The organism is Bradyrhizobium sp., assembly GCF_036735945.1.
In the GTDB taxonomy this organism is placed as follows: domain Bacteria; phylum Pseudomonadota; class Alphaproteobacteria; order Rhizobiales; family Xanthobacteraceae; genus Bradyrhizobium.
The window spans coordinates 39,187-52,345 of sequence record NZ_DAINNI010000007.1 but is presented as its reverse complement, the minus strand read 5'-3'; the positions used below and the strand labels follow the sequence as shown (position 1 = coordinate 52,345).

Sequence of the window (13,159 nt, the reverse complement as noted above, 5' to 3'; positions counted from 1 at the left end):
GCCTTGAAACGATGCACGAAGAGCGTCCACAGGACTTTGCCTTCTGCTTCAGCTCTTCTTCAGACGGACTTGATTGTTTCTTGAGAAAGCACACGTGAAATTCAATTTCGACAATCACATATTGGACACCGATCGACGCGAACTCCGCCGGGGCAACGACCTGGTGGCGATGCAGCCACAGGTCTTCGATCTGCTGGTCCATCTGCTAAAATACAGCGATCGCGTGGTCAGCCGCGACGACCTCCTTGCGCTGGTTTGGGGAGGACGGATCGTCTCGGACTCGACCCTCGACAGCCGCATCAATGCCGCCCGAAGCGCGATCGGCGACAATGGCAAGGACCAGCGTCTGATCCGCACCATTCCGCGCAAGGGGCTCCGCTTCGTCGGCACGGTGAATGGCCACTGTGATGCAAAGGTCGCATCGCCGGCAGGAAGGGAGCAACCGCTCTCGCCGCTAGCGTTGCCCGATCGGCCGGCAATAGCCGTACTGCCCTTCGACAATATGAGCGGCGATCGCGAGCAGGAATATTTCTCCGACGGCATCAGCGAGGACATCATCACGGCGCTGTCGAAGCTGCGCTGGTTCTTCGTGATCGCGCGCAACTCGTCGTTCACTTACAAGGGCAAGCCGGTCCACATCAGGCAGGTCTCGGCCGAACTCGGGGTGCGTTACGTGCTCGAAGGCAGCGTCCGAAGAAGCGGCGATCGGGTACGCATCACGGCCCAGCTCAACGACACCTCGACCGGCAGTCACATCTGGGCTGAGCACTATGACCGAGAGCTCACCGACATCTTCGCCGTACAGGATGAGATCACGGATGCGATCGTCGCAGCGATCGAACCGCAGATCTACGCGGCGGAGAACTTTCGCAGCCGGCGCAAGCCGCCCAACAACATCGACGCATGGGATCTGGTGATGCGGGCATTGTCGCATCACTGGCGCGTGACGCGGACCGACAGCCTCACCGCGCAAGAACTGCTGCAACGCGCCATCTCGATCGATCCGCATTACGGCCAGGCGCTGGCCCTGTTCGCGACCAACCGCATGTTCGGCGTGCATCTGGGCTGGACCGATCTTGCAACCGCAGCGCCTGCCGCCGAGGAGGCGGCGCTGGCGGCGATCGCCGCCGACAGTGAGGATGCCTGGGCGCATACCGCCCTCGGCAGCGTCTATTTCTCCACGCGCCGGCTCGATCATTCGCTGGCCGAGTTCGAATTGGCGCTGCAGCTCAACCCGAACTTCTCGCTGGCGCAGGGATACTATGCCCTCGCGCTGTCGTACACCGGACGGTGGATCGACGCATACGCGGCGACGCAACGCGCGATCCGCCAAAGCCCGCGCGACCCCTCCTCCGCGATCTACTACGGCGTTGCCGCCTATGCCCAGTTCGTCGGGAGAAACTATGATGAAGCGATTGCCCTGGCGCGCGAGGCGACCCGCCAGCGTGGCGACCTCACCGGTGCCTACCGCGTGCTGACGGTTGCAGCCGGCATGACCGGCCAGATCGAACTCGCCCGATCCTCGCTGCAGGAATTGCGCCGGACCCAGCCCAACATTTCGCTTGCATGGATCGCAACGCAGTTACCCTGGAAATACGACGCCGATCGCGAACATTATCTTGAAGGCTTTCGCCGCGCCGGGCTGGAGTGAGACGCAGCGGCTGGTCGCGGATTACTGCTGCCTCTCCCAGAATGACAGCAGCCCTTGAGAGGCCGAACCGCCGATCACGCAGGGAATGCCGACCGCGACCTGGCCCAGCGCTGCGGCCGAGACACAGCCGAGCGCGACGGCGCCGACGCCGACCTGCCCCCAGAAGCTGAGGTCGCGACGGCTGTCGGAGCCCTTGGTCTTGAGTTCATCCACGGCGGCCAGCGCGTCCTTGCGAAGCGCTGCGATCTGCACCGTATCCGCCGCCTCGACCACTTCCGCGAGCGGTGCTTTCACCGCCGCCGGCTGCGTGGCGAGTTCGCTGCGGAGATATTCGCGCAGACCGGCGTCGCGGATCGCGTAGCTCGCGAGCGTATAGCGCGCCATGTTTCCGACCGTGAGCTTGTCGACGGTATCGCGGCTCTTGCTCCATGGCAGCATCTGAACGATGCGCTGGATCGGCGCATGCGAGCCGGTCGCAAAATAGTAACCCCACAATGTGTCGAGCAGGTCCTGGTTGCTCGCAAAGGTGAGCGTCGTGTTCAGCTTGCGCTCCTCCTTGGCGAATGGATTCCTGGCGAAGGCGCCGCGCAGCTTGTCCATCATGCCGGGCTTCGCTTCCTCCAGCGGAATGTCGGTCAGGGTCGGCAGCTTGCCGGCCAGGTAGGCGTCGATCATGACCCGCCGGCCCGGCATCCGCGGCGCGACCCGGCGCAGAACGTTTCTCCAGTCGGGCAGCCCTGAATAGGCGATGGCGCGGATGATCACCCATTCGTCCTCGGGGCGTACCGGAAAGAAGCTGGCTACGAGTTGTTCGGCCTTGGCCGGATTTGAGCCGATCGCTCCGGCGATGAAGCCGAGATAGATTCCGGCGTTCTCAGGCTCCTTGAACGTCTGCGAATGAAACAGCACACGCACGGCTGCCGCGACATGGGTGTAATCCGGCTTGGCGCGGTAGTTGTAGATCCATCGCCGAACCACGCCGAGCGAGGCACTCGGATCGACCTCCGGCGTCGGCCCGGCATACGCGGGCTGAATCAGCATGAGCGCGGCAACAACGACGAAAGCTGCATAACGCATGTGATGCTCCTGCGAGCAACGCTTGCGCGGGTTCCTGCGCGAGCGTCCAGGCTCTCTCGATGGCGAAGCATGAAGCGTTCATTGCGACAATTCTGAGAAAACCGACCTTAATGGAAAACGCCCGAATTGCGGCATTCGAAACCAGACCCGCCCGCAACTCACCTTATCCAAGACATTCTTTCGCCCCGCGCCGGCAATTCGATCCTACTCGATCAACTGGAGCCCTGCAGGGACGTGGAGATCAGGCGCATCACGCATCGCAACCGGTCGCTGGGATCGCGTGCGGCCGCTTGCCGGTTTGCCGCCGCTGTCGGCTTCATGCTCGCGACACCAGCCGTCGCCGAGCCCGCGTCACCACTGCAAGGATCGATCATTGTCGAAGGCAATCGCCGCATCGACGTCGAGACCATCCGCTCCCATTTTCATCCCTCCGCCGACGGGCGTTTCGATGAGGCCGCACGTGACGCCGCGTTGAAGGCGCTGATCGCAACGCGCCTGTTCGAAAAGGTTTCCATCGAACGGATCGGCGAGCGGGTAATCGTGCACCTGTCGGAGGCGCCCGTGCTTGACCGCGTCGCATTCGAAGGCAACAAAAAGGTCAAGGACGCCGACCTCGCCGCGGCCATCGAATCCAAACCGCGCGGCTCATTGCAACGCGCCACCGTGCAGAGCGACGTCGGCCGTATCATCGAGGCGTATCGACGCACGGGCCGCGCCGATGTCCGCGTCGACCCGCAAATCATCGACCGCGGCAATGGCCGGGTCGACCTCGTCTACGCCATCAACGAGGGAGCAAAGACCCCGGTACGGCAGATCAATTTCATCGGCAACAAGGCCTTCGGCGACCGCCAGCTCCGCGCCGTCATCAAGACGTCCGCCATCCATATGCTCAGCTTCCTGACCGGCGGTAACGTCTACGATCCGGACCGCGTCGCGCAAGATCAGGAACAGATTCGGCTTTACTACCGCAGCAGGGGCTACGCCGACGTCAATGTCTCACCGGCAAAGGCCGAGTACGATCCCGCGACAAGGGATTTCACGCTGACCTTCACGATCGAGGAGGGCCAGCTCTATCACTTCCACGACGTCGGCGTCACCTGCAACATCGCGGGTATGGATTGCGACAGGCTTCGTGCCTTCCCTACCGCCCGTGTGGGTGCGGCGTTCGACGGCAACGCCCTGGACAAGTCGACCGAGCTGTTGGCAATCGAAATGGCGAAGCTCGGCTATCCCTTTGCGCAGGCAACCCCTCGCCTCACCCGCGATGCGACGACGCAGCGCATCGATGTCGCCTTCGTGATCGACGAGGGACCACGCGCCTATGTCGAGCGGATCGAAATTCACGGCAATACGCGCACCCGCGACTACGTGATCCGGCGCGAATTCGACATTGCGGAAGGCGATCCCTACAACAAGACGCTGATCGACCGCGCCGAGCGGCGCCTGAAGAATTTGAACTACTTCAAGACGGTGAAGATATCGAACAGGCCGGGATCCGCGCCGGATCATGTCATCCTCGATGTCGAGGCGGTCGACCAGGCGACGGGCGATTTCAACGTCGCCGGCGGCTACTCGACCGTCGACGGCGCACTGGTCGAAGTCAAAGTGGGCGAGCGCAATTTCTACGGCACGGGCAAGAACGTCCAGGCCACCTTTACCTACGGCCAATTTGCGCGTGGGGTTAACTTGGCTGCATCAGAACCCTATTTCCTCGGCACCAAAGTCGCGGCCGGAATCGAACTGTTCGGCCGGCAAACCGACGCCAGCACGTATCAATCCTATGGCAGCACCACCTATGGAGCGAGACTGCAGCTCGGTACGCCTATCACCGAGGAAATCGGCGTGCAATGGCGCTACTCGATCTTCAATCAGAACATCACGCTCACACCGAACAATGCTGGCCTGATACCATCGCTGGCCGTCCGGCAGGCGGCCGCAGCCGGTCCGACCTGGGTCTCCGCTCCCGGCAGCACGACCACCTACAGCACGTTGGACAATCCGACGAGCCCGACCAGCGGAATCAGGTCGCAGCTCAGCCAGGATCTGGCCGGGCTCGGCGGCGACGTGAAGTTCCTGAAGACCACGGAAGACGTCCGTTACTACAAGTCGATCAACAGCGATCTGGTCGGCATGGTTCGCGCCCAGGGCGGCTACGTCACCGGCTGGGGCGGCCAGCAGGTGCCGCTGATGAACAATTTCTTCGGCGGCCCGACCATGGTGCGCGGCTTTGCCCCCAACGGATTTGGTCCTCGCGACCTGACGGCGGGCACCACGATGGATAATGTCGGCGGCAGCGCCTACTGGGCCACGACCGCCGAACTGCAGAGCGCCATCCCCGGCGTACCCAACGAATACGGGCTCCGGGCTACCGCCTTTGTCGATGCCGGCACCGTATTCCGCTACAGCGGGTCGACCGCAGGGCTACAGGTCGCCAACAAGACGGTCGTTCGCTCGTCGGTCGGCGCGGGCCTGACCTGGGCCTCGCCGTTCGGCGCATTGACCGTCGACTACGCCGTACCGCTGACCAAGGCGGCCTATGACGTGGTGCAGCCGCTGCGGTTCAGCGCCGGAGGGTTTTGACGAGTTGGGTGCGCCGTCGCGAACCCATACAGCAGCGCCAGCCGATCCAGGCACTCGCGCAACCGTCTTGAAAAATAGTCGTGCCATCGCTGCGTGCACAGCCCTCTCCGCTGCCCGACCTGCTCCATTGTCATGCCCTGGACCAGGACGTCGTGCACCAGCGCCGAACCGTCCGCGCCAAGCTCGCGTTCGGCCCGGTTCAACCGCAGCACGGCCTTGCGCTGACTTTCGGTGATCGGCTCGCGCCCCTGCCCGCCGTCGACATATTCCCTGCCAGGATCGACCGCGCGCGGTCCGCGCTCCGCCTTCTCCCAATCGCTCTGAAACGCGCGTCCCGCCTGAAATTGCGCCTCATCGATCTGGCGATGGGAATGCAGCCGGCCAAGCGGATCGTTGCGGATTGATCGCAAGGCGACGATCTTGTCGCCCGGGTCCAGCGCGAAGGGATTGTCGACCTCGACGGTTGCGACTTCGGCGTTGCGCGGCAGGTCGCTGACCTCCGATCATGTGCACTGACGGGATCATAGGGCTTTCGGCGTCTGGCTTTCGGCATCTGACGGTCTCCTTGAAGGCAGCGGGATCTGGTGTCGGGCAGAGGTCACAGGGACGTTATTCAAGCCATCGCCGCCATCACAGCCAGGTTGGTTCCGGCGGCACGATCGGGTCGCGGCACAAATGAAAATGCGGCGCGCAATAGCTCGAACCTGCCCGGCAGGGATGGCCACAGAAGGTGATCGCCTCACCCTCTTCATCGCCGCCATAGGGATAGTGACAATCACCCTGCTGCAGCTCGACCAGAGAAAGATGGCGCGGTTCGATTTCAACACATCGCAGCTTGACCGGCTTGGTCGGCTTGAACACCGGCACTGGCCAGGGAAGCGCGAGCGTCCTGGCCTCGACGGCGGGATGCGCCGCGATGTCAAGCACCCCTGCGGGCTTGGCGACCGTCGAGCGTGGCTGTGGATCGGCCAGTCCCAGGCGCCGAGCGCGTCCGAGGGCGGCGTTACGCGTGTAAGCGGTGTTGAATCGTGCATTGATGGCGTACGCTGCCTCCGCGTAGCTCAGCCCTTTGGCAACAAGCTCCCGCAGCGCGTCCGAGTGCTCGGGCGCCCAGTTCGACAGTTCCATTGTTATTCCTTGCTATTGTGAGCGCCGCCCGACGTCGGGACTTAATTTCTGATATTCCGAAGCAAAAGTCAAGCTTGATTTCTGATAATCGGAAGGTTACGTTTTCGAAATTCGGAAAGGATTCGGCCATGCTGGACGTGCGACTGATCGAACGGGGCCTGGAAAGGCCGGGCAAGACCAAGGGCGGACTGGCGGCCGCGATGGGCGTTCGGCCCGGCGCGGTCTCCGAAATCCTGTCGGGGATTCGGTTGATCAAGGCCTCGGAAATCACACCCATCATCGAGTATCTCGAGCTCAACTCGGTGCCGATCATGGGCCGGGTCGGCGCCGGCGCATCGATCGAGCCGGAGCTCGAGCAGGTGCCGCCGGAAGGCCTGGGCGAGGTCGAACTGCCCTTCCCGATTGCCGAGGAAACCATCGCCTTCGAGGTATCGGGCGATTCCATGCTGCCGAAATACGAGAACGGCGACATTATCGTGGTCTATCGCAAGCAACGTCACTCGCTGGAAAGCTTCTACGGCGAGGAAGCCGCCGTCCGCCTGAAGACCGGCGAGCGCTATCTCAAGACGATCGAGCGCGGAAAAACGCCGAGCGTGGTCAATCTCAAGAGCTTCAACGCCAAGCCGATCACCGGCGTAAAGCTGGAATGGATCGGCGAGATCTGCGTCACCCTGCCCAGGGGCCAGATCGAGCGGTTGCGCAACAAGTCCGCGGCCCGTGCGCGCAAGGCGGCCCGGGCGGCGAGCCGCGGATCGGACAGATAGGGGAGCTTCGCGGAGCTTGACACCAATTCTGCTTTTCCGAATTTGAACTTGACTTGTTTCCGATTTTCGGAAATACTGCGCGTCGTCGGTTGCGACTCGCGGAATGGGGACATATTGCCAGCATGCAGTATTTCGTTGTGATGATCGACTACGGTCGCCGCGGCCGCGAGGCCATCGTCGATCCGGAAGTCACACGGCGCGAGGTCATCTCGCGCGTCGCCTCCGGTGAATACAGAAACATCAGCTTCATCCACGAAATTGCAGATTGCTCGGTCGAGGACGTCACTGCCGAGATCCTCGACGAGGCCGCGCTGCCTGTCATCGGCACAACCGCCGCCGATCTGCAAGCCAGCCAGTTCGATCACGTTCGCGACCTGCGCAAGCACGAGCGAGTATAGGCACCTCGCACTTCTCAAAACATTGTGATTGATGCACGGCTGCAACAGCCGGCGGCCTGACTACCTGTTGTTCACGCAAAGTCTATTCCGGCGGTGCGAGCAAAGCGCGATATTGTCGCGATTCGATTCCTCCGAAATGCAAAGTTCTAACCTCCCAATGCATCCGTCTATGAACGCCGAACTCGCCGCGCGGGACGGCGACCTCCGACTCTGCTTCCTGCTCGGTATCGCGGCCTGGTTTCTTTTCCTGGATCACGTCCCGCACAATGCGGTCGGCCTGCTGACCATGCGCAATTTTGGATTCAGCGGGGCCGTCGACCTGTTCCTGTTCATCGGCGGCTATACCGCCGCGATTCTCTATGGACGGATGATGCTGGAGCGCGGGTTCGTCGTGACGGCAACCCGTATTTTCAAGCGGCTGTGGCAGCTTTACGCCGCCTATATCGTTCTGTTCGTGATCTACATCGATCTGATCGGCTATGTCGCACGCAAATCTCGTGCATCCCAACTGATCGGCGATTTCAACGTCGCGGGGATCGTCGACCACACGATCCGGACCCTGATTCACGGTCTGCTGCTGCAGGCCAAGCCGCTGAACCTCGAAGTACTGCAGCTGTTCATCGTGCTGATTGCAGCCTTTCCGCTTGTCCTGTTCGGCATGGTGCGCCGGCCGAACGTCACGATGGCGGCCTCGACCGCGCTCTATGTCGCCGCACGTCATTTCGACTGGAATCTGTCCTCGTTTCCGGATGGAAAGTGGTATCTCAACCCGTTCTGCTGGCAGCTTCTGTTCGTGCTCGGCGCCTGGCTGGCGTTGAGCGGCGCTACTCAACTCCGCGCCTTGCGTACCCTTCAGGAATTCACGGTCCTGCGCGCCCTGGCGTGGCTCTATCTGCTGTTTGCGCTGGCCATGACGGTGGCGGGTAAATTTCCACAAGCCGGCATCGTTCCGGACCTGCTGCTCGATCTCTTTCCTCCCGGTCACAGGGAAAACCTCGCTCCATACCGGGTGCTTCATTTTCTCGCGCTGGCCTTCCTGTTTGCCTATCTGGTGCCGCGAGACTGGTCCGGCTTCCAATGGCCGGCATTGCAACCCATCATCAGATGCGGCCAGGAGTGGCTCGCCGTGTTCTGCGCCGGCGTGTTTCTTTCCTTCGCGGGACACCTCGTCCTGATCACCGGAGCTGATGCGCTCATCATGCATGTGCTGGTCAGCATCGCCGGAATTTCGATCATGACGGCCGTCGCCTACTATGTGTCCTGGTCCAAACGGCAGGATCAAAAGCCCGCTTTCCAGACCCCCGCGATAACCGGATTGCCGGAGCAGAGCCGGTTCGCGAAATAGTTCGCGTCGGCTTTCTTCTCCTCCGACCGCTGTCTCAGTCGACCGGGAATGCCGCTTTCAGCCGCGTCTCACCTCCGGGAATGACGAGTATCCGACGATGAAGTGCCGTCCAAGGCTTCGCGCCAAGGTCGCATCGGCCTGCAGAACGCGTTGCTTGCGCCATGCGCCGAGCATCGTTAGCGGCGGAGGCTGCACGGAAACTGCATGAAAATCCTGAACTCCTGCAGAGAGCAGTCCAATCAACTGCACAACAGGGCCGGATAGTTCGCCGCGTATAAGCAGCAATGATCATCGAATGTCTATTCCAACAAGACTGGCAAACGACGGGTGGTGGCTATGCGAGCGCCCCACCGCTGCGCTGGTTCACAACCTCCCTCTCCGCACAGGTGGCGCAAGAATGACCGACCTCACCACGCCGGCAACCGACGCGGGCTCTTCCCATACGATTCCGCTGCCGGCCAAACCCGCGATTGCCTTTGCCTTGGCGGGATTGGCCGACTGGTTGTTCTATGGTCACCAGATCGGGATTTCCGCAGTCGCCTTTGCCCTCGCACTGGTTCTAGGATCACTCGTCGCCAATTTCGCAACGTTGAACAGAAGCCGAATGCTCCTGGCAGCGACCCTCGTGGTCGCCGGGCTAGTTCCTGCCATTGAGGAGTTCAACGCGGCGTCTCTGGCCTTCATGGTTCTGGGACTCGGCGTCGGCCTGCTGCTGACGACAAATCACGATCGGCATCGTCTCGGCGAGCGCGCCGCCGCGTTGTGCGACCTCTATCTGGTCGGCCCGTTCAGATTCTTTCGCGACGTCATCGGCACATTCAACCTGCCCGCACTGAAGACCGGATTTGTCGTGTGATTCATTCCAATCGCTCTCGGCGGCGTCTTCGTGTTCCTGCTGGTATCGGCCAACCCGTTGCTCGAAAAATGGGTCAGCCTGCTCAACCCGGGCAACACGGCCTCTCATATCAGCCTCGGACGCGTACTGTTATGGGCCGCGGCGCTATCAGTCGTATGGCCCTTTATCCACGTCCGGTGGAGCGGCAGGCGAGAGATGCCGGCATATATCGTTACAGCGGCGGCACTGATGCAGACGATGCCGTCGGGCCAGAGCAACTTTTTCGGCGCGGCAACGATCCTGCGCTTGCTGATCCTGTTCAACCTGTTGTTCGCCGTCCAGACCATCCTCGATGCGGTCTACCTCTGGGGCAACGCGGCCCTGCCCACCGATATCAGCTACGCTTCCTATGCGCATCGCGGCGCCTATCCTCTCATCGTCACGGCGCTGCTGGCCGCAGGCTTCGTCCTGGCCGCGATGAGGCCGGGCGGGCCGGCCGACCAATCGCCGGTGATCCGATCACTGGTCTATCTGTGGGTTGCGCAAAATGTCCTGCTGGTGATCTCATCGATCCTGCTGCTCGACCTCTACGTTCAGATCTACCTGCTGACCTGGTGGCGCGTCGCCGCGTTCATCTGGATGATCCTGGTGGCGCTGGGCCTTGTGCTCATTGTCGGCCGCATCGCTCTCAACCGCTCGAATGCCTGGCTGATCCGTGCCAACCTGATCACCCTGACGGCCACGCTCTATGCTTGCTCGCTGGTTAACTTCGCCGCTGTCATCGCCGACTACAATGTCAGCCACAGCCGCGAGGCCACGGGCAAGGGAGTGGCGATCGATATGGATTACCTGTTTTCGCTGGGGCCGCAGGCGCTGCCGGCGATCGACCGGGCCATTGCCTTCCGTGGGCTCGATCCCGCCCTTGTTTCCCGCCGTGGTTGCCTTGTAGAACAGCAGGTGAAAGACACCGCTTTCTGGCGCTCCTGGGGTTTTCGGAGCTGGCGCCTCCGGCGCGCCATGGGCGCCCAATCGAAGAGTTCGACCGCAGGCTAATTCGACCTAGACCAGTTGCGCCAGGAGAGACGTTTGACGCACCGCATTCTGATCGTCGACGACGATCTTCACATCCGCGAGGTCATCCGCGTTGCACTGAAGAAGGCTGGAATGACCGTCTTCGAGGCGCGCGACGGCAAGGAAGCGCTGATCCGTTTCGCGGCGGAAAAGCCTGATCTGATCGTTCTGGACATCGGCATGCCCGAATTCGATGGCCTCGACGTCTGCCGGGAAATCCGAAAATCCTCCAGCGTGCCGATCCTTTTTCTCTCCGCGCGCGACGACGAGATCGATCGCGTCCTCGGGCTTGAGATTGGCGGCGACGATTATGTGACGAAGCCGTTCAGCCCGCGCGAACTGGTGGCACGAGTGAACGTCATCCTGCGACGCATCGCCGTGCGCGGCCCGGATGCCACGGCGCCCACGGCTGCGCTGTCGCAAGGCAAGCTGTCCGTGGATCCCGAGCAGCATATCGCTGAATTCGCCGGCACCCCACTTCGATTGACGGCGATCGAATTCGGAATCCTCCGCACCTTTCTGACCCGGCCGACCTTCGTGTTCAACCGCGATCAGATCATGGGCGCCGCCTATCAGCTCAACATCCAGGTGTCGGATCGCACCATCGACAGCCATATCCGCAATATCCGCGCCAAGCTGTCCGCCGTGAACTGCGACAACGTCATCGAGACCATTCACGGCGTCGGCTTCAAGCTCGGTCGATGCGAGCCGCAGGCATGACCTCGCGCGCACGACAGAAATGGCGACCATCGCTGGGACTGGTGATTTTCGCCATGCTCGCCTCCGTGGCAACGCTGCCCCTGGTCGGACTGTTCTTCTTCCGCCTCTACGACAATCAGCTCATCCATCAGACCCAGGCTGAGCTGATCGCACAAAGCCGCGTGCTGGCCGCGGTCTATGCGCGCGAAGTCGAGGCGCAACTGGCGACTGGAATAGCGCTCGGCGCGGAAATTCCGCCCGAAGCGCGCCCTGATCGGGACGATCAGCTGACGCCGATCCGTCCCGCGCTCGATCTTGCCGCAGGCGGCGATCTGCTCCGGCGACGCCCGAATGCCCTCCCGGCAAACGCACCGGCATCGCCTGCCTACATCGAGATCGGCTCGCGATTGATGCCGATCATCCTGGAAACGCAGAAGGTCACGCTCGCCGGCTTCCGTATCCTCGATCCCCACGGGGTCGTCATCGCCGGCCGCGACGAAGTCGGCCAGTCGCTCGCCCATATCGAGGAAGTGGCGACGGCGCTGCGCGGGCAGTATCGGGCGGCGTTGCGAATTCGCAAACCCGACAAGCCTCCGCCGCCGATCTACTCAATCAGCCGCGGCGTCGGCGTGCACGTGTTCTCGGCGATGCCCGTCGTCGTCAACAACCGCGTGGCGGGTGTCGTCTACACGTCGAGAACGCCAAGCAACATCTTCGACCACTTCTATCAGGAACGTCGCAAGTTCATTCTGGCCGGCCTCACGGTCGTTTTGGCGACCGTCGTCATCGGCCTGATCTTCTCGCGAACCATCACCCGCCCGATGCGCGAACTGGTCGATCGCGCAAGGCGCATTGGACGCGGCGATCGCGAAGCATTTCAGCCGCTGGCGCATTACGGCACGCGCGAGTTCGCTCAATTGTCCGACAGCTTCCTCGACATGGCCGAGCAATTGTCGCGGCGATCGGACTACATCGCCACCTTTTCCTCGCACCTAACCCATGAGCTGAAGTCGCCGCTGACGTCGATCAAGGGCGCGGCCGAGCTGCTGCTGGATTCCGTGCAAGGCAAGTCCGACAGCCTCACACGGATGGAGCAGCGGAATTTCATCTCCAACATTCTGAGTGACACCGGCCGCCTCGAGGCCATGACCCAGCGGCTGCGCGAACTGGCGCGCGCTGAAACGGTACCCCAGAACGAGCAAACCGAACTGTCGCGGGTGATTGGCGAATTAAAGAGCCGGTTCCCGACACGCGCAATCGAGGCATCCGGCTGTCTCGACCGCTCGATTGGCATGTCCGGCGAGAAGGCGCTGATCGTCCTGTCGCACCTGACCGACAACGCCATCCGTCACAATGCAAAGAACGTCCGGCTCGACGCCGTCGCTGAACCGGCGTCGGTCAGGATGACCGTCAGCAACGACGGCGATCCGATCTCCGAGCTGAACCGGGAAAAGATCTTCGACGCCTTCTTCACCACGCGCCGCGACACCGGCGGCACCGGGATGGGCCTTTCGATCGTCCGTGCCGTGATGACCAGTCACGGCGGATCGATCCGGCTGTTGCCGACCAGCAGCAGCGTGAGCTTCGAACTGCAGTTTCCGGCTGCTTAAG

At 62.1% G+C, this 13,159-nt stretch carries 11 protein-coding genes and 1 pseudogene; 9 read left to right on the top strand and 3 right to left on the bottom strand.

Annotated features, from left to right (window positions below):
• The first annotated feature begins 94 nt into the window (after positions 1-94).
• Complete coding sequence (locus V7E26_RS04280; protein ID WP_324413821.1) at positions 95-1,651, top strand: winged helix-turn-helix domain-containing tetratricopeptide repeat protein; 1,557 nt, start codon at positions 95-97, stop codon at positions 1,649-1,651.
• A 21-nt stretch (positions 1,652-1,672) separates the two neighbouring features.
• Here the strand turns inward: V7E26_RS04280 and V7E26_RS04275 are convergent, their stop codons facing one another.
• Positions 1,673-2,692, bottom strand: a complete 1,020-nt coding sequence (locus V7E26_RS04275) for a hypothetical protein (protein ID WP_324413918.1) — start codon at positions 2,690-2,692, stop codon at positions 1,673-1,675.
• A 270-nt stretch (positions 2,693-2,962) separates the two neighbouring features.
• On the opposite strand from V7E26_RS04275, the gene bamA reads away from it, so the two are divergent.
• Positions 2,963-5,308, top strand: coding sequence for an outer membrane protein assembly factor BamA (gene bamA / locus V7E26_RS04270; RefSeq protein ID WP_324413819.1), 2,346 nt, complete (start codon positions 2,963-2,965; stop codon positions 5,306-5,308).
• On the opposite strand, the pseudogene V7E26_RS04265 reads toward bamA, so the two are convergent.
• Positions 5,263-5,861, bottom strand: a pseudogene (locus V7E26_RS04265) (DUF6456 domain-containing protein). The gene bamA and the pseudogene V7E26_RS04265 sit on opposite strands and share 46 nt — an antisense overlap.
• 77 nt (positions 5,862-5,938) lie before the next feature.
• A complete protein-coding gene (locus V7E26_RS04260; protein WP_324413817.1) occupies positions 5,939-6,436 on the bottom strand; it encodes a GcrA family cell cycle regulator in 498 nt (165 codons plus the stop codon).
• A gap of 128 nt (positions 6,437-6,564) precedes the next feature.
• On the opposite strand from V7E26_RS04260, the gene V7E26_RS04255 reads away from it, so the two are divergent.
• The 7 genes from V7E26_RS04255 to V7E26_RS04225 all read left to right on the top strand — a co-directional run bounded on the left by V7E26_RS04255 (position 6,565) and on the right by V7E26_RS04225 (position 13,158).
• Positions 6,565-7,200, top strand: a complete 636-nt coding sequence (locus V7E26_RS04255; protein WP_324413815.1) for a S24 family peptidase — start codon at positions 6,565-6,567, stop codon at positions 7,198-7,200.
• A gap of 122 nt (positions 7,201-7,322) precedes the next feature.
• Complete coding sequence (locus V7E26_RS04250) at positions 7,323-7,598, top strand: hypothetical protein (protein WP_324413916.1); 276 nt, start codon at positions 7,323-7,325, stop codon at positions 7,596-7,598.
• Positions 7,599-7,755: 157 nt separating this feature from the next.
• Positions 7,756-8,943 (top strand): OpgC domain-containing protein, encoded by a 1,188-nt coding sequence (locus tag V7E26_RS04245; protein WP_324413813.1) that lies wholly within the window; start codon positions 7,756-7,758, stop codon positions 8,941-8,943.
• 397 nt (positions 8,944-9,340) lie between these two features.
• Complete coding sequence (locus V7E26_RS04240; protein ID WP_324413812.1) at positions 9,341-9,799, top strand: hypothetical protein; 459 nt, start codon at positions 9,341-9,343, stop codon at positions 9,797-9,799.
• Between the two features lie 3 nt (positions 9,800-9,802).
• Positions 9,803-10,831 (top strand): DUF4153 domain-containing protein, encoded by a 1,029-nt coding sequence (locus tag V7E26_RS04235; protein WP_324413914.1) that lies wholly within the window; start codon positions 9,803-9,805, stop codon positions 10,829-10,831.
• A 33-nt stretch (positions 10,832-10,864) separates the two neighbouring features.
• On the top strand, positions 10,865-11,569 hold the full coding sequence (locus V7E26_RS04230; protein WP_324413810.1) for a response regulator transcription factor: 705 nt from the start codon (positions 10,865-10,867) through the stop codon (positions 11,567-11,569).
• The gene (locus V7E26_RS04225; RefSeq protein ID WP_324413808.1) at positions 11,566-13,158 is read left to right on the top strand and encodes an ATP-binding protein; all 1,593 of its coding nucleotides are present in this window, start codon (positions 11,566-11,568) and stop codon (positions 13,156-13,158) included. The genes V7E26_RS04230 and V7E26_RS04225 overlap by 4 nt, the downstream gene beginning before the upstream one ends.
• The last annotated feature ends 1 nt before the right edge of the window (position 13,159 follow it).

Excerpts from the sequence above, each read along its gene's own strand:
- V7E26_RS04250 (WP_324413916.1), top strand. The coding sequence starts at position 7,323 with ATGCAGTATTTCGTTGTGATGATCGACTACGGTCGCCGCGGCCGCGAG.
- V7E26_RS04260 (WP_324413817.1), bottom strand. The coding sequence starts at position 6,436 with ATGGAACTGTCGAACTGGGCGCCCGAGCACTCGGACGCGCTGCGGGAG.
- V7E26_RS04225 (WP_324413808.1), top strand. The coding sequence starts at position 11,566 with ATGACCTCGCGCGCACGACAGAAATGGCGACCATCGCTGGGACTGGTG.
- V7E26_RS04245 (WP_324413813.1), top strand. The coding sequence starts at position 7,756 with ATGCATCCGTCTATGAACGCCGAACTCGCCGCGCGGGACGGCGACCTC.
- V7E26_RS04255 (WP_324413815.1), top strand. The coding sequence starts at position 6,565 with ATGCTGGACGTGCGACTGATCGAACGGGGCCTGGAAAGGCCGGGCAAG.
- V7E26_RS04275 (WP_324413918.1), bottom strand. The coding sequence starts at position 2,692 with ATGCTGATTCAGCCCGCGTATGCCGGGCCGACGCCGGAGGTCGATCCG.
- V7E26_RS04240 (WP_324413812.1), top strand. The coding sequence starts at position 9,341 with ATGACCGACCTCACCACGCCGGCAACCGACGCGGGCTCTTCCCATACG.